General features: G+C 39.3%; 15 protein-coding genes. 9 read left to right on the top strand and 6 right to left on the bottom strand.

Annotation, left to right across the window (positions count from 1 at the left end; all coding sequences use genetic code 11):
* Positions 1-69: 69 nt before the first annotated feature.
* Together H4J46_RS04195 and H4J46_RS04190 are read right to left on the bottom strand one after the other, a co-directional pair.
* Positions 70-3,144 (bottom strand): efflux RND transporter permease subunit, encoded by a 3,075-nt coding sequence (locus H4J46_RS04195; RefSeq protein ID WP_220462920.1) that lies wholly within the window; start codon positions 3,142-3,144, stop codon positions 70-72.
* An 8-nt stretch (positions 3,145-3,152) separates the two neighbouring features.
* On the bottom strand, positions 3,153-4,244 hold the full coding sequence (locus H4J46_RS04190; protein ID WP_182232283.1) for an efflux RND transporter periplasmic adaptor subunit: 1,092 nt from the start codon (positions 4,242-4,244) through the stop codon (positions 3,153-3,155).
* Positions 4,245-4,706: 462 nt separating this feature from the next.
* Between H4J46_RS04190 and H4J46_RS04185 the strand changes: the two genes are divergently transcribed.
* The 4 genes from H4J46_RS04185 (at position 4,707) to H4J46_RS04170 (ending at position 8,716) form a co-directional block, all read left to right on the top strand.
* Complete coding sequence (locus H4J46_RS04185; RefSeq protein WP_259365673.1) at positions 4,707-6,236, top strand: dipeptidase; 1,530 nt, start codon at positions 4,707-4,709, stop codon at positions 6,234-6,236.
* A 237-nt stretch (positions 6,237-6,473) separates the two neighbouring features.
* Positions 6,474-7,199, top strand: coding sequence for an SDR family NAD(P)-dependent oxidoreductase (locus H4J46_RS04180; RefSeq protein WP_182232282.1), 726 nt, complete (start codon positions 6,474-6,476; stop codon positions 7,197-7,199).
* A gap of 35 nt (positions 7,200-7,234) precedes the next feature.
* A complete protein-coding gene (locus H4J46_RS04175) occupies positions 7,235-8,140 on the top strand; it encodes an amidohydrolase (RefSeq protein WP_182232281.1) in 906 nt (301 codons plus the stop codon).
* 117 nt (positions 8,141-8,257) lie between these two features.
* A complete protein-coding gene (locus tag H4J46_RS04170; protein ID WP_182232280.1) occupies positions 8,258-8,716 on the top strand; it encodes an Lrp/AsnC family transcriptional regulator in 459 nt (152 codons plus the stop codon).
* A gap of 151 nt (positions 8,717-8,867) precedes the next feature.
* On the opposite strand, the gene H4J46_RS04165 is transcribed toward H4J46_RS04170, so the two are convergent.
* Entirely contained in the window at positions 8,868-10,052 is a 1,185-nt protein-coding gene (locus H4J46_RS04165; RefSeq protein ID WP_182136498.1) for a mandelate racemase/muconate lactonizing enzyme family protein, read from the bottom strand.
* Between the two features lie 62 nt (positions 10,053-10,114).
* On the bottom strand, positions 10,115-10,885 hold the full coding sequence (locus tag H4J46_RS04160) for a class II aldolase/adducin family protein (protein WP_182232279.1): 771 nt from the start codon (positions 10,883-10,885) through the stop codon (positions 10,115-10,117).
* A gap of 140 nt (positions 10,886-11,025) precedes the next feature.
* On the opposite strand from H4J46_RS04160, the gene H4J46_RS04155 reads away from it, so the two are divergent.
* Entirely contained in the window at positions 11,026-11,790 is a 765-nt protein-coding gene (locus H4J46_RS04155; protein ID WP_182232278.1) for an NRDE family protein, read from the top strand.
* A gap of 68 nt (positions 11,791-11,858) precedes the next feature.
* Here H4J46_RS04155 and H4J46_RS04150 read toward each other — a convergent pair whose 3' ends face one another.
* Complete coding sequence (locus tag H4J46_RS04150; protein ID WP_182232277.1) at positions 11,859-12,032, bottom strand: hypothetical protein; 174 nt, start codon at positions 12,030-12,032, stop codon at positions 11,859-11,861.
* A gap of 225 nt (positions 12,033-12,257) precedes the next feature.
* Between H4J46_RS04150 and H4J46_RS04145 the strand changes: the two genes are divergently transcribed.
* The 3 genes from H4J46_RS04145 (at position 12,258) to H4J46_RS04135 (ending at position 14,948) form a co-directional block, all read left to right on the top strand.
* Complete coding sequence (locus H4J46_RS04145) at positions 12,258-13,484, top strand: threonine/serine exporter ThrE family protein (RefSeq protein ID WP_182232276.1); 1,227 nt, start codon at positions 12,258-12,260, stop codon at positions 13,482-13,484.
* Between the two features lie 31 nt (positions 13,485-13,515).
* Positions 13,516-14,136, top strand: a complete 621-nt coding sequence (locus H4J46_RS04140) for a TetR/AcrR family transcriptional regulator (RefSeq protein WP_182232275.1) — start codon at positions 13,516-13,518, stop codon at positions 14,134-14,136.
* Positions 14,137-14,333: 197 nt separating this feature from the next.
* The gene (locus tag H4J46_RS04135) at positions 14,334-14,948 is read left to right on the top strand and encodes a PilZ domain-containing protein (protein ID WP_182232274.1); all 615 of its coding nucleotides are present in this window, start codon (positions 14,334-14,336) and stop codon (positions 14,946-14,948) included.
* A gap of 212 nt (positions 14,949-15,160) precedes the next feature.
* Here H4J46_RS04135 and H4J46_RS04130 read toward each other — a convergent pair whose 3' ends face one another.
* Positions 15,161-16,672, bottom strand: coding sequence for a CYTH and CHAD domain-containing protein (locus H4J46_RS04130; RefSeq protein ID WP_182232273.1), 1,512 nt, complete (start codon positions 16,670-16,672; stop codon positions 15,161-15,163).
* A 206-nt stretch (positions 16,673-16,878) separates the two neighbouring features.
* Between H4J46_RS04130 and H4J46_RS04125 the strand changes: the two genes are divergently transcribed.
* Positions 16,879-17,478, top strand: coding sequence for a TIGR04211 family SH3 domain-containing protein (locus tag H4J46_RS04125; RefSeq protein ID WP_182232272.1), 600 nt, complete (start codon positions 16,879-16,881; stop codon positions 17,476-17,478).
* Positions 17,479-17,503: the final 25 nt, after the last annotated feature.

Genomic DNA, 17,503 nt, shown 5'->3' with positions numbered 1-17,503 from the left:
GATTGACGACATAAACGCCGATATACAACAACCAAGCAAAAGGTTTAACTGGTCTTTACTTTCAGTTATCTATACATCATTTGTTAATAAATCTTCACTGTTAGCACTGCGATTTTCTGCTATCCACAAATAAAATACTGGTAACACGAACAAAGTAAAAAATGTGCCAATAGCCATACCGGCAACTAAAATAATACCTATGCTATTTCTTGCCTCTGCACCAGCACCAGTAACTAATACTAACGGGAAATGGCCCAATATGGTTGCCGCTGTGGTCATTAATATGGGTCGTAAACGTGTTGTTGCTGACTCAATAACGGCGTCAAATTTACTTTTGCCTGATTCTTGTAAATGATTGGCGAATTCGACAATTAAAATACCATTTTTCGCGATGAGTCCCACTAAAGTAACTAAGCCAATTTGCGAGTAAATATTTATCGTGGTTAACTCCAAAAATGGTAGTAATAATGCCCCCGACAAGGCTAATGGCACACAGCCGAGTAATATCACTAACGGGTCACGATAACTATTAAATTGAATCGCTAATACTAAGAAAACAATGACTAAAGATATTGCCATGACGGTGATTAAACTATTACCTTCAGCACGAATTTGACGCGACTCTCCCGCATAATCTAAGTTGTAGTTATTGGGTAACATATCAGCCGCTGCTGACTCCAACGTTTGTAATGCCTGCTCTTTTGTTACCCCAGGTAATATTCCGCCATAGACCCTAAACGAATTTTGTTGACCAAACGAGCCTAAGGTTCTAGGGACTGTGCGATATTTTATTTCAGTAAATGCCGATACCGGTATTAATACACCCGCGGGTGTTTTCACGGTTAGGTTTAATATTTTTTCAGGTTGTGAGCTGATATTATCAGCGACCATTGGAATAACCCGATATGCCTTGCCATTAGCATCAAAGCGATTGACATAATTGCTGGAAAGATAGGTTGATAACTGGCTACTCACGTTAGCCACCGTCATACCTAGGTCAGCAATTTTATCTCGGTCTATTTTTAGTTCAACTTGCGGTAAATCGATTTTTAAATCTGTATCGGCATAAAGAAATTCGCCACTTTGAAATGCCGCACCCACCAGTTTGTCAGCGTACAATTTCATTTCACTGTAGGGCGATGAAGACTTAACCACCAGCTCAACATCAAACTGCCCGGCGGTAGGCAATGGCGAAGGTAAAATAGGTAGCAAGTTTAAACCTTCAGAGCTTTGTAGACGCCCATAAACTTCAGGCAGCATTTCTTGAATGCTTTTATCTCGTTTATCATTACTGACAAATTCAAGACCGCTAAAACCACCGCTACTAAATATTATCTGCCATATCTCTTTGCTGCCCTCAGTTTCTAGTAAGGTTTTAGCGACACTGGCGACATTATCTTCACTGTATTTTAATGAGGCATCGGGTGGAGATTGTACAATAATGAAAACACTGCTTTGATCTTCAGTCGGCGCTAGCTCTTTGGCTGACATTAGGTAAAAAGGCACAATTAATAACGAAACAATCAGGGCAAAAAAGAACAACTGTCCTTGCCAGTGAAAAGTCTTTGCTAATAGTCGACCATAAAAATTTTGTAAATGCTCAAATGCATGGTTAACCTTAACGGTTAATTTACTTTCTTTACCACCTTCACTTGATACATAAGCACTCATTATCGGTGATAAGGTAACGGCAACCACGCCAGAAATCAGTACGGCGATAGCCAAGGTAAAAGCAAACTCTTTAAATAAAACCCCGGTTAAGCCTGATAAAAAACCAATCGGTATATAAACTACGGCCAAGGTTAAGGTCATAGCAATAATTGGCACCAGCAGTTGTCGAGAGCTCATCAGAGCCGCTTGTATACGTGGCACACCAGCTCGCATATGTCGGGCAACGTTTTCAACCACCACAATAGCGTCGTCTACCACCAAGCCAACCGATAAAACAATCGCTAATACGGTGAGTAAGTTCAAACTAAAGCCCATCAACCAAATAGCAGCAATGGCGCCTAAAATAGAAATAGGAATCGTCACTAAAGGCACTAATGCCGCTCTAAATGACCCCATTAAAACCACAACAACAATACCGACTAACACTATGGTTTCCATGAGTGTGGTGATAATTTCTTGTAACGCGTCTCGCATATAAAGTGTGCCGTCGTAGGCAATATCTATTTTAATATGCGGTGCGGCGGCATTGATTTCATCAAGCACTTTATAAAGTTCATCGCCGATAGAAATTTCATTGGCACCCGGTAAAGGCCAAACCGAAATATAAACAGTATCTTTACCATTAAAACGCGCGGTAGCCGTGGCTTGTTCCGCACTATACTCAACTCGCGCAACGTCTTTTAAATACACTACCGCGTTATCGCTTTGCTTAACAATTAACTGTTCAAATTCACTCACCGACGACATTTGTGTATTGGCCACAATATCGATTTTTTGCCGCTCGTTTTCACTATAACCTAACGTTGAAATACGGTTGTTATCAGCCAAGGCTTGATACACTTCATCAGCGCTAAGATTGAAAACATTTAATTTGTCAGCATCAAGCCAAACCCGCATAGCTGGAGTTCGGGCGCCTTCAATACCCACCTTTTGTACACCGTCAATATTGTTAATAATCGGGTTGATTTCACGGGTAAGGTAGTCGGTAATCTGCGCAAGTGTTGAACCTTCTGATGCCACATTAAGGTAAAACACGGCGAAAGGTCTATCGGTTCTGGTTACGGTAACAAAAGGGTCTTCTGCCCCCGCTGGCAATTCAAATTTTATTTGATTAAGGCGAGTGTTTAGCTCAGATAACGCGTCGGTACTATTTTGATTAAGCTTAAGCCAGGCTGTTACTTTACTCTGCCCTGAGCTAGTGCTTGATTCGACAAAATCAACCCCAGGAACGGTTGACGCTACGCGCTCGACTGGGTCGGTAACAAAACCTTTAACCACATCAGCAGAAGCGCCGGTATAGTTAGTGGTTATTTCCAGTGAAGCACCTTCAATTTTAGGGAATTGTAATACCGATATCGCATTAACCGCCCATAAACCAACCAAACAAATAAATATCGATAATACGGTCGACACTACAGGTTTACGAACAAAAACATCCATGAGATGTTTTGACGAAGATAATTCTTTTAGCATGACTATTCCTATCCGCCTAAGTTATCTTGATCAAAATAAGTTTTTAAACCTTGGCGCAATTTAAATGCCCCTTTAGCGGCGATCAAATCATCTACCTTGAGTCCTTTAATCACAATAACTTGCTCGTCGATTCTATCGCCTAAAACAATTTTTTCTCTGCTCGCGCGATAATCGCCTTGCTCATCTTTAATCAATTTAAAAACATAATCACCAAGTTGATCACGCACAATCGCCAAGTTTGGCACTGTGATGACAGATTTGGCCGGCATAATGGGTACGGCAACTTTAACTAATTGATTGGCTTTAATATCCAGCGCTGAATTAAACACCTTGGCTCGATACTTAAGTTGACGAGAGTCTTGGCTATATAAAGACGCTACTGAACTGATCATGGCTATACTGCTAGCGCCGGTTGAAGCAGCATCAGCATTAACGGTAATTTCAACGCTACTATTTACCGGTAATTGTGCATAGGTTTGTGGGACCTTAAAATCTACCCAAATATAATTTTCAAGACCGAGCAAGTCGGTTATGTCAGCGTTTTTATCAAGAAACTGGCCAAGATTAATATTATGAATACCGACACTGGCATCAAAGGGTGCCGTAATGAGTTTTTTTGCAATAATGGCTTCTAAACGAGTCGTATCCGCGATAGCAATGCTATATTCTGCTTGGGCTAAATCGACACTTTCTTTACTGATGCGACTTGCTTTTTCTAGCGTGATATAGCGCTGCAGTGTGTGTTTTTTTAATTTCATTGTCGCCTTAGCTGAGGCCAATGACGCTAACTCTTCACGATGATCTAATGCAACTAACACTTGGCCTTTTTTAACTCTATCGCCTGAGGCCATATTAAGTTTGCTAACCTTGCCAGCCAGTTCGTTTTTCAAGGTGATATATTTAACCGCTTGCCCTTCACCAATGACTGATATTTTTTTTTGGTAAGTAACAGCTTGCGCACGAAAAGCTTGTACTTTTGCACTAGGCTCAGGTCCAGATTGCATTTTTTGGCTACCTGACAAGGACGCCTTATAATAAAACAAGCCACCCACAACAGCAGACACAATAACAATAACAATAAACCAACGGATTAATTTCATAACACTTTCCTAATGTAAAATATCGCCACAATTCCATGCCGACGACAGACCTGTAAAAACATTTAACAGGGTATAACCTCAATCAAAATTGAGGTCGATAATTAATTTATAATATTTCTATCAACACCACGGATAACCTACGTTGCGCTAATATAAAAAATGCTAACAGTGACTAAATTTCAATCAGATTAAGTTTAGTCAAAAACGGTCATTATTTTGTCATACAAAAGTGAAAAGCAAAAGATAATATGCCTAACTAAGCACATCATTAAATTATGGCCCGGTTGTGCTAATTAAACTTAATGCAATGGGTATATTTTTTAGTAGCCTGCTACCACATCAATTTAACTTACGTTAATATACCCGCCCTACTTCATTAGATGCAGTTTCAGGGCTAAACAGTGAAGTAAAGTAGGTATGTCACCCTGAAAATTTCTTAATCGCAAATTACTGGAGCACCTTTTGCTTAAAAAAATTACGCTTTTATCGGCAACAATCATAACAACTTATCTTTTATCATTTACAATCAGTCTCTTGGCTATAGCGAAAACTGTACCCATAAGTAGTGTCGCGCAAATAACCGCTGACTATGCTGTAGCTACCTATCAAGAGGATATGCTGAATAGTTTACGTGCGCTGATTAAGCACAATACTGTTGCCAAAGAGGGTGTATCAGTTAATGACAATCCGGCTCACATTGCCTTTAAAAAAGAATTGAAAAAACAAGCACAAACACTTGGATTCGATTACCTCGACGATGGCTATGTGATTATTATTGGCTTAGGTGCACAAAAAGAACGACTAGGTATTATTACTCATGGCGATGTGCAACCCGCGAACCCCAAAAAATGGCAAAAATCACCATTTGAACTTGATATCACCACAGAGCCGGGACGATTAATTGGCCGTGGTACTGAAGATGATAAAGGCCCAATCTCAACTGCGTTATATGCCATGAAGGCGATTAAAGATAAAAAAATAACACTGAACAAACGTATTGAGTTATACATTTACATGGCAGAAGAGTCAGACTGGGAGCCACTAAAAGCTTATATCAAAACCCATGACTTACCACAAACCAATATCACCATTGACGCCGAATACCCAGTGGTAACCGCAGAAAAAGGTTATGGCACTATTAAGTTAGTTTTTAATCAGCAAGAAAAGCCCACAATTTCTCCTTATGTGAGTGAATTTGGTGGTGGTTTCTTTGGTAGCCAGATCCCTGAAGATGCCAGTGCCACTATTGAAAATGCCAATATTGTGCTACTAGAAAGGTTAATGCGCAAAGCACTGAGTTACCAGGGTGTCAGCTTTGATCTTGAACTAAAAGACAGCAGATTAACCATTAAAGCGTTAGGTAAGTCAGCACATTCTTCAAAACCTGATGAAGGCGTCAATGCTATTCCCTACCTTGCTGATTTATTGTCTAATACACGTTGGGTCAATAATGGTCCCGGTACTTTAGTTAATTTTATTAATGACAATATTGGCCTAGGTTTAACAGGTGAAAAATTTGGTAACATTGCTTATCAAGATGATTTTATGGGCCCAATGACCGTCTCCCCTACCGTGATAAAACAACACGATGAAAGCATAGAGCTAAACATTAACTTACGCCGTCCGCAAGGCAAGAGTAAACAGCAACTTAACGATGAAATACATCAAGCAGTACAAAACTGGAATAACAAATTTGATGCTGATGTTAAAGAGTTAGCGCATGTTATTGGTGACCCTTTTGTGCAAAAAGATGTGCCACATATTAAGACCTTATTAGCGGTGTTTACCCACTTTACTGGCATTAAAGACGCTAAGCCTATTGCCATTGGTGGTGGGACAAATTCACGTTTATTTCCCAATGCGGTTAGTTTTGGTCCGTCTATGCCCAATACCGAATATACCGGACATTCAGAGCATGAGTTTATTACTATGGAACAGTTTGTTTTAAATTTAAAAATGTATACTGCGGCGTTAGTCGAATTAGCTAAATAAATATAGGAATAGCTGTTAATTAGAAGCTGTCAGTTAAGAGCTGTCAGCGTTCAGCTTATTTTTCTGTTGGGCTTATATGCCTTGCTTTATGTGTTCGCTTACCGGTTAACGGACTGCAGTTTCAGCACAACAATCACTGATCGCTTTACCCTTGGTTTGTCTTTAAATAAGTTATTAGGCTTGGTATTTAGCACTCGTCGCGATATTATTTAATAAAATAATTTATGTATTAGTGCTATGAAAAAAGTTTGTCTAGTTACCGGTGGCAGTTCGGGTATTGGTTTAAGTATTGTTAAGCTGTTTTTAGCGAAAAAATATCAGGTCTTTAATCTTGATATTACCGCGTCAGATTTTGGTGATTTTTGCCCTTGTGATATCACCAAGGTTAATGACGTTAGCCGGATCATTGCTAATATTGCCAAAAAAGGCCCTATCGACGTCTTAGTTTCTAACGCCGGCATACATTTTTCAGGCTCTATTGAAAATACCAGTGAAGCAGATTTTGAGCGGGTTTTTAATATCAACGTTAAAGGCGCTTATGCTGCTATTAAAGCGGTTTTACCCGTAATGAAAACCCAAAAAAACGGCGCAATAATTTTGATGTCATCAGATCAAGCGCTTATTGCCAAACATAACTCCTTTGCTTACAACCTCAGTAAAGCTGCACTAGCCTCAATGGCAAAAACCACTGCACTTGATTACGCACAATATAATATTCGCGCCAATGCTGTTTGCCCAGGCACTATTGAAACCCCACTTTACCATCAAGCCATTAATAATTATTGTGCAAGGTCAGGGGCGAACAAAGCTAAAGTGCACGCAGAAGAAGCGACATTGCAACCTTTAGGCAGGGTAGGACAGGCAGAAGAAGTAGCCGAATTAGTGTATTTTCTTGGCTCAGACAAAGCAAAATTTATCACAGGTAGTTTACAAGTTATCGACGGCGGCTATACAGCGCAATAGCACTAAATCCAACTGAATAAATACAATACATACCCATGAAAATAATCGATCCCCATCTGCATTTACTGGCTCTTAATGAAGGTAACTATCAATGGTTAAGAGCAGAGAACCCACCTTTTTGGTCAGATAAACACCTAATAGCTAAAAACTTTTCTGAGCATGACTTAAGATTAACCTCACCGTTAATATTAGCCGGTTTTGTTCACATTGAAGCCGGTTTTGATAATCAGCAACCTTGGCGCGAAATCGCTTGGTTAGAAAACACCTGTAATATGCCCTTTCGCAGTATAGCAATGCTCGATATTACCTTGCCAAAATTGAAGTTTTTACGGCAGGTCGACAAGCTAATGCGCTATCAAAGTGTGGTCGGTATTCGTTATATTTTAGATGACGACGCTTTAGCCATTCTTAATGATAAAAACAGCCAAGATAACCTAGTAAGCTTAGCCGAAAAAAAACTCATTTTTGAGCTGCAAATGCCACTAGCAAACCATCAGGCCGTTGATCGTTTACTTAACATATTATCAGTAACACCGCGTTTACAGCTTTGTATTAACCACGCGGGTTGGCCAACACAAGATAAGGTGCAACAGGCCCATTGGTTAAAAAACCTTAAACGCTTGGCTAGCTTTGACCATATTTTCATCAAATGTTCTGGTTTTGAAATAACCGATAGAGATTACTCACTAAATTGGCGATATAAAATTATCTGTCAGTGCATTGACATTTTTGGTATTGAACGCGTGATGCTAGCCAGTAATTTCCCACTATGCTTGTGGCATGCTAGCTATCAAAAGACTTGGCTTGCCAATACTGAAGGCATAAGTACTGAGCTGACAAAAACAGAGCTTATAAAAAAAGAGTCTGAATTTGCCTTTAACACCGAACAGTTACAGCAATTATGCTGTAGTAATGCGCAGCGTTTTTACAAATTTCAATAAGTGCTAAGCAACCCATAACCTCTTATACAAAATATAACTCGCAATAATGGCTTGTTTACCGCAAAATAATTTCTCATTGATCTCTATCTAGGTGAAACCATTTCGTTTTAAAGACTTATGGATGCATTCGATAAAAAAATACTAAACATATTACAACATGACTGCAGCGCGTCGGTGAGTGATGTTGCCAGCCAAGTGGGTCTGTCAACAACCCCATGCTGGCGACGTATTCAAGCGATGGAAAAGTCTGGCATTATTAAAGGTCGCGTAGCACTTGCCGACCCTGAGCAACTGAATGTTGGCTTAACGGTATTTGTTACCATTAAAACCAATCAGCACAACCCCGACTGGCTCAGTGAGTTTAGAAGGGTAGCGATAGATTTCCCAGAAATTTTAGAGTTTTATCGCATGAGTGGCGAAGTAGATTACTTACTGCGTGTGGTAGTGCCGGATATGAAAGCTTATGACAGTTTTTACCAACGCTTGATCACACGGGCAAGTTTTGCTGACATCAGCTCCAGCTTTGCCATGGAAGAAATTAAATACACCACAGCCCTACCCATTGACTATATCTAATACCAAAGATATTAATTTAGCGATAAATTTGAAGTATTGAGCTGTCAGTAAAATCAAACAAACAGCTCTTGCTTTTTAACCCAAAGCTGACAGCTATTTTTACTGACAGCTTCAAACTGACAGCTAATCTTTTTAACTAATGTTTAACCCGCTATTTCAAAGCATTTACGGTCACATTAGGTGAGCGTTTAACTATTTCGTCATTAAGCTCAATGCCAATACCTGGGGTTTCAGATACTTCAAAAAAGCCATTCACTGGTTGTGGGTCTTGTAGACATAGCTCACGGTTCCAGTCTTTAATCGCATAAGTATGATGCTCATGAATTAAAAAGTTTGGAATCGCGGTTTCAAGATGCAAAGACGCCGCTGTAGCTACTGGCCCTCCACAGACATGGGCCTGAATACGAATGTCGTAAACGTCAGCATAATCACACACTTTTTTAGCTTCGGTAAAACCACCACATAAGCCAATATCAGGCTGTAACACGTCAATACTTTGGTCTTCAAAATAAGGTCTTACATCCCAACGGTGATACAAACGCTCGCCACCTGCAATCGGCACGTTAACATTGTTAGCCACTTTTTTATGAACTGCCGAGTTCAGATAGTTCACGGGCTCTTCGTAGAACATGCAGCCAACTTCTTCAACAATTCGCCCCATTTGAATCGCTGAAGCAGCACCCATTAATGAATGCGATTCAAAAATAATGTCCACGTCTTCACCCACGGCATCACGAATGGCGCGCAGGCGATTACCAAATAAGCGCATTTGTTTTGGGGTAAACAATTTAGTGCGATCAAATGAAGAACTGCCATCATGGTTATAAACAATCGGATCAACTTTTACCGCGTCATAGCCTTGTGCTACCGCTTTTAATGCGGCTTCTGCATACTGTGCGGGTTCAATAAGCTTAGTTATTTTCTCATCCCAATCAAATTGCAATTGGCTTGCATAGGTGCGCAACTTTTCATTAGTTTTACCACCTAATAATTGATAAACAGGTAAGCCAAGTGCTTTACCTTTTATATCCCACAAAGCGGTATCTATCGCACTCATAGCCGAATAAAGCACCGGGCCGCCACCTAAACCCCAAAAGCTTTCTCGTAGCATTCTAGACCACAATAATTCAGTATTAAAAGGATTAAAACCAATCAATATCGCTTCACTAATTTCTTTTAGCATCGCCGCTGCAGCACTGTGACCCCAGTCGTAAGCAAGACCTGCTTCACCCACTCCAGAAATGCCTTCATCGGTATGAACCCGAATAAATACTGGGTTCCAACCAGGACGTTTTGGACATTCAATATCAAAAATTTCTACATGAGTTACTTTCATTATGCTCTCTTTACACTCTTTTTAATGCGCTGCTAAAATCACTACACCCATGTTATTGAGGGTTATAGCGCGAAATTTGGATCTTCTTTATAGACTCTACGTAACATCGCCGGCCAGGCTTTTTGCCCACCCGTTAGTCCGGTATGCACTATGTTTGCTTGCGCTTTAATGCCATCAACAATACTTTGATCAACCAATAATGGCTTCATACCCATCGACATTACTTGTACTTGAATTTGACAAGCTCGTATTAAATCATACATATGCATAAAAGCATCACCTATGGTTTTGCCCATGGTTAAAGCGCCATGATTACGCAATAACATGAAATTTTTATCACCTAGGTCTTGCTGTATACGTAACTTTTCATCGTCGTTGACCGCCAAACCTTCATAATCGTGATAACTGAGTGAGGCGAGTGCGAACATTGAATATTGGCTAATAGGCAATAAGCCTGCTTCTAAACTAGCCACCGCTATCGCTTCATTACTGTGCACATGCAAGGCACAAATATCGTCATGACGAACGGCGTGAATAGCACTATGAATAGTAAAACCTGCGGGGTTAAATTCAAACGGGCAGTCTGCATCAACTATCTTGCCCGCCATATCTACTTTAACTAAATTCGACGCGGTAATTTCATCAAACCGTAAACCAAAAGCATTAATCAGTACATGCTCGGTACCCGGAATACGCACCGAAACATGGGTGTAAATTAAGTCATCCCAGCCATGCAAGGCAATCAGTCGATAACATGCAGCTAAATCTACTCTGAGTAGCCATTCTTCTGCTGATACTTTATTTTTTAAATCAATTACGGGAACTGCTAACATCAGCCTTTACTACCTTTTGCTTGAAAAATAATATCGAGGGTATTTTTGTTATAAACCTTATCCTATGATGGCATAGAGTGAAAGCTCCAGATATTATTAGTTAGCACCATTTATACACCCTATGTGGGAAAAACCTTTTTATGTGTATCTTATTTATCGCTATTGAACAACATCCTGACTACCCCGTTATTATCTGTGCTAATCGTGATGAATTTCATCAACGCCCAACACAAAACATGCACTGGTGGCCAGAGCAAAAGATATTAGCGGGTAAAGATTTGCAGGCACAAGGGACTTGGCTTGGCCTAAGCCCTGAAGGCGACTTCTCCGCCTTAACTAACTTTCGTCGACCAACAAGTTTTGATGCTAAAAAGCGCTCTCGTGGTGATTTAGTTCTACAAACATTGCAAAACACAGATCTTAAAACTCAGCAAGATTTATCGCAAGTGTCAGATAAATACAACGACTTTAATCTTGTGTTTGGTCCCTTAAATAATTTGCAGGCATTTGATAGTGTTAATAAAAAACTTGTCAGCCTTAAACCTGGTTTTCATAGCATCTGTAATGGCGCATTAGATGATATTTGGCCAAAAATGGCCTTAGGCCTACATACGTTGGAAGGTTTAATTACCAGTAACAAGGTAAATATTGCCGCATTATTCTCTGTGATGACAAACCAAGAACTGGCGCAAGAGCAACATTTACCGGTTACCGGCATAAGTAAGGAGTTGGAGTCGTTACTTAGCAGTATCTTTATTATATCGCCTGACTATGGCACACGTTCGACAGCCATAATTTTACAATCAAAAACAGCTGACATTGAAGTTTACGAACGTAACTACAATGGAGCTGGCGTGGTACTAAATCACAATAAGTTCGATATCAAGTCAAGAAAAAAAAGCTAAATGGTACTTTTAATCGTGTTGATAAATAGTGTTGATAAAAATGTCAGTACGCTGCAAAACGCAGTTTATTACAACATCTGACGAATAATAGCAGCAATAATGGCAATAAATACCACTACCCAAAGTATTTTAGCGTATTTTTGCTGCTGGTCTACTGCCATTGGCTTGCCAAAACGTTGTCCTAAAGTCACCATTAAGGCAACAGCCGAAAACACACAAAATAAAATAATCAATAAAGTCATATCACTTTTTACCCCAATAGAAAAATTTTACTAGCGCAGTTGAATTTTCAAGAAAAACTCTTGCTAGCTCAATTATCATAACGAGATTTGCACTATCTGCAAACTTTCCTAAACAATGTATATGTTCTTTTAGATAACAAATTTATTGAGATCCGACATCTGTGCTTTCATTTTTAAATTAATCATTTACCATAGAAAATTATTTTCAATATTAACGAAATTTCCATGGCAAACACTGATAGCTTTACCGATAAGCGTCGATTTATAATTCGTTTAGGCAAAGCTTTACATAAATTTGGTACTCCTGCTTATCGATTGGAGGCACATTTAGCCGATGTATCAAAAAACTTAAATGTTTTTGGCTCTTTTGTGATTAGCCCAACATCGTTAACCTTTATTTTATCTGAAGATGACGAAAACCAAGATTACAATCATATTTTACGTGTTGCCCCCGGCGAACTTGATCTAGGTTCATTGGCTCGTGCCGACGAATTGGTTGACGAACTTACCTCGGGTCAACGAACACTATCAGAAGCCATTGAACGATTAGATGAAATTGCCAACAAACCTAATCCTTATGGTCGATTGTTAACCTTTCTGGCTTTTGGTGCTTCAAGTGGCGCTTTTGCTATGCTAATGCACACCAGTTGGAATGACGTTTTTTGGTCCACCTTGTTGGGTTTTGTGGTTTGCTTATTTGCCTTTGGGGCAGAACACTCGCGCCGTGTCACAGATATGTTAGAACCCATTGCCGCGATGACGACCGCTATTTTAGCTACTGCTATTGCCTTAATAGATCCCAGCATTAATATCCCTTTGGTAGTTTTGTCGAGTATTATCGCGTTCATTCCAGGCTTGTCGTTAACCTTGGCTTTATCTGAGCTTGCCTCACGAAACTTGATCTCGGGTACCGCAAGGCTAATGGATGCCTTAATGATCTTATTTAAGATTTACTTTGGTGGTGTTTTAGGTATCGCTCTGGGAAAAATGATGTGGGGTGAAGTCGCTTTTATTCAGCCACCTAGCACACCTAATTGGACCTCATGGGCGGCAGTGACCACCTTATCAATTAGCTTAGTTATTTTATTTAAGTGCCGCAAAAAAGATGCTCCTTGGGGTATTATTTCAGGTTATATTTCTTTTGGTGCCAGTATCATTGGTGCTGAATATTTAGGGGTCGCCCTGGGTGCCTTTGTTGGTGCCTTTGCTTTAGGTATATACAGTAGTATTTTTTCACGCATTATGAATCTTCCCTCAAGTATTGTTAAATTAATGGGCTTGGTGGTATTGGTACCAGGAAGTAAAGTGTATATTGGTTTAAGTAACGCAGTATCGGGGGAAACTATGCTAAATGCCACTGACATCGGCTCACAAACCTTTCTAATTTTCATGTCATTAGTGGCCGGATTAATATTTGCTAATGTGGTATTTCCATCGAGAAAAGTCCTTTGATCATAAGTAATAACACTAAGCAGCTTAACTAATGGCGACCAAAACAAAATATCACCATGGAGATTTGCGTAAGTCGTTAGTGATTACCGCAACAGAAATGGTAACAGAGGCCGGCATTGAAGGTTTGTCGTTACGTAAACTCGCCGAGCGCATCGGTGTTTCGCGCACCGCAGCCTATCATCACTTTACCGATAAAAATGATTTGTTATGTGCGATTGCTGAGCAAGGTTTTTCACAATGGCATCAGCGTGTTAATGAAATTTTTTCTGAAAAAGAGCTGTCTAATGAAGAAAAATATCGTCATTTTGTTTATGCTTATATCGGCTTTGCTACTAGCAACCCGTCGTTATACGAACTGATGTTTGGCCGGGTTATTTGGAAAGAAAACAATAGCACTGAGGCGTTAAAAAAAATTGCCTATGCAACTTTTAACTACCAAGTTGAAATGACCAAGTTATGGCAAGAACAAGGCATTATTATCAGAGAGGAAAATAGCTTAAGGTTGGCGCAAGTAACTTGGGCTACTTTGCATGGTATCGCACGTTTGGTTATTGACGGTATCTACGCACAAGATAGCCAGATTGATGAAATGTGTGAATGTGCCGTTAATGTGTTTCTTGCTAGTACGCACAATGCCCACTGCATTAAGTAAGTGAGCAATTATAAATGAGACTAAATGCCAAGAGCAATGAGCTAGATTAAGTATTAGTTGGTAATTGGGATTAAAACTAACCCAGATATTGGATATTTAGTTCATTTTAGAATAATCGATTATTTATCTCAATAGATATAGCTAGCCATTGAGATAATGTATGAGACCACTTAAGAAAATTATAAGGTGATTTATTTATGACAACTGCTGACCATCAGACAAAACTTGCTCAATTTGATGAGTTTTTTTCCATAAACTATACTTTTAACATCAACGCTAGTGTTATCGACTTAGCGCAATTGCCAAATTATCAGCAGTTTATTGAAAATATGCCAGCACCTTTTAAAATAGCGGCAGAAGTCAATACCGCCGATGAAAATGCCTTACGCGCGCTGCAAGCTGTGACTGGTGTTGCTAGTCATTTAATGGATTACCTTAAGCATCAAGCGAAAAAAATGGATCTACTGGTAGGTTACATTCTTAGTCAAGAAAACGATGTAAGCACAAGATTTCAAGCCATTAAGTTTGGTGGTGGTGGCATTATTTTTAAAACCACGGCGGCTAACCTCTTTAACACCGGTGACTTTCTTGAATTAAAGTTATTTTTTGCTGATGAAAACACCGCGCTTTATTGTCTTGGCGAAATTGTCAGTAGTGAAATAGTTGACAGCGAAAGTCAGTACAAGGTAATTTTTCATCATATTCGTGCAGAAGATCAAGAAGCATTAGTACGACATAGTTTGCATCAACAATCAAAACAGCTACAAGCACTAGCACAACAACGTCACCAAGCTAAAAACACTTCAGCGTAAACACCTTAACGGTTGACCTTGCGGTTCATTGAACTTACAAGGCCAAGCTCAGTTGGAGCTTAAAATCTTGACAATAGGCCTGCGTAAAAAGTTTATTAATAATAAATAACAGTGCTTACGCTATTGATTGGCTATTATTGAGTTTATCTCTCAGTTATTGCTCCGCTATTAATAAGCATCAAACACCTAATGATAAATTCTGCCTCTTAGTGCTACTCAAGCCAATACGGCTCTATCGCAATAGCAATAGCTTTAGTATTATCCAATGCTAATAACAAGCCTTGTACTTTACTCTGCTGCCACTGTACCAGTTTTTTGGGCGGTTCAGAGAGTTTTTCTAATTGCAGCTGAATAATCCACAGTGACTGTAATTCGCTAATACCTTGTTGTAAGTCTAGCCATGGCCGGCGGAATTTATCCCGTAAATCATTATCAAATAGTCCAGCAAGCCAAGTGCCGGTTAATGAGCTGCGATACAATAGTTTGCTTTGTGCAATATATTGCTGACAGTCTGAACTAGCCATGTTTTTCATCTGTGCACTAATTTCACTTAAGCTCAATTGAATTTTATCTTGAGCAAATTTAATCAGCGTATCATCATTGGCTTTATTGGCAGTAACGGTGTGCTCACTTCGCGCTAAATAACCTTGTAATATCGACAGTTGCAGTTGATTAAAACGGCTACTATGTAACAGTTGGCTAATATCATCACTATCAGGAAAACGACGTTTCTCTATTTGAAGTTGTTCGATTAGCAGCTTGCTAAAATCAAGTTTTTTCCGGTAATTACCAGTTTTATTGGTCAGTTCTTGCAAATGTATCGCGTTATCAACCCAAGTAAGTAAATGCACAAAATGACTTAATTCATCTCTGATCATTAATTCATCTGGCGATAAATAGTCTGCGAATAACCAAAAGCCATGACGAATAAGCGCTAAGTTTGCTTTTACTGCCACTAATTCATGCAACGTTGGCGTTGCTAAATATGCCTCAATACTATTTTGCAAGCGGGTAAGCCCATGACTCAGTCCATCGGTAAAGGCGTTAGCGATTGAATCAATACGTTTGTGGCAAATAAAAATTTGTTGTGGCGTAGCTTCTATTACTGGCTCGGTGCGCCAAAGTGCATAACCTCGTGCCGCTTTACTTTTTAAGCCTGGGCGAAGTGCTAGCTCTTTAAAAAGCAATGATGCTAAAGTAAATAGTGCAGATTTATCTCCCTGAACCAACTCAAATTCAAGCTCATGAATACGCTCTTTTTTCTCAGCACTGGCCACTTCGCCTTGATCATAAGCTAGCTCAACTCTATTGCCACTGGCATCGGTGATTAACCAGGTACAACGTTTAAAGTCAGTATTAAATAAGGCAACTAAATCATGTTGAATATTTTCAACCGATTGGCTCGGTTGCCAAATTTCATCTGGAAAAAGCTTTAAATTCGGCAGTTCATCTTCAATATCAACGTTATATTCAGGGCGACTATGTAAACCACCGACCACCTGCCCAGCGGTTTTAATTGTTTGCTCAATATGACTATTGCTTCGGCGAACTCTCAAGCCCATATCATGTTGTCGCAAATTCAGCTCTGGGGTATCGAAGTAGCAATTAGCGAGTTGCTTTTCTTGATAGCTAAAGTGAATATTTTCACGATTAAGTGTTTGGGTGATTTTTTCTACGGTGTCATTGCCTAAAACTAAATATTTAAGCTCTATTTCGGTTGTCATACTTTTCCAATATTAGTTATAAATCAAGCCTATTAATTGCAGTAGCGGTATTTTCGTACAATTACAGTCAATAGTAGTGTTAATTTTACATGATTAATAATTTATATCAAAAATCTTAGGAATCTAAACGACTCCACTTGCTATCATTACTGCAAAGTCCTACTATCTTTGCCATTCTCTGTTTAAATGGCGCTGTTGGTTATTTCATGATAAACATAAAACAAAAATTCGTTGCACTATTACTTTTTACTTCCTTATTCTCTTTTGCTGAGGAGTCTACTAATTCAGCCACTACCGGTTATATCTCTGAAGATTTAATTGTTTATATGCACTCAGGCGCGGGTAAAAATTACCGTATACAAGGTACGGTAAACTCGGGTGAGAAAATACAATTAACCGGTAAGTCGGCTAATGATTACAGCGAGATTATTAGCGATAATGAACGCACTGGCTGGATTGAAAGCAAACTTGTCTCAACAAAACCAGGCATGCGTTATGTTATTGCTGATCTCAATGAAAAATTAGCAAGTTTTCAATCAGGTAAAAGTGATGTAACTCAGCAACTCAACGAAGCAATAAGTGAAATTGACGCATTAAAATCTGAGCGTAGTGACCTGCAAAACAGTATTTCAGCACTCAATATGGATTTAACAGCAACTAAATCACAATTAAAAAATCAAGATACTAGCATTAAAAAACAATGGTTTTTTAATGGTGCAATCGTATTAAGTATTGGTTTATTATTTGGTTTGATCTTACCGCGTTTATTTTCAAAGCGTAAATCAGGTATGGAAAACTGGGGTTAACTAAACCCATTTTATTATGGTTTTC

This window comes from Colwellia sp. MB02u-6, from assembly GCF_014077095.1.
GTDB lineage: Bacteria > Pseudomonadota > Gammaproteobacteria > Enterobacterales > Alteromonadaceae > Cognaticolwellia.
Note: the sequence above shows the minus strand (reverse complement) of the source record. Positions and strands in the feature narration are given on the sequence as shown.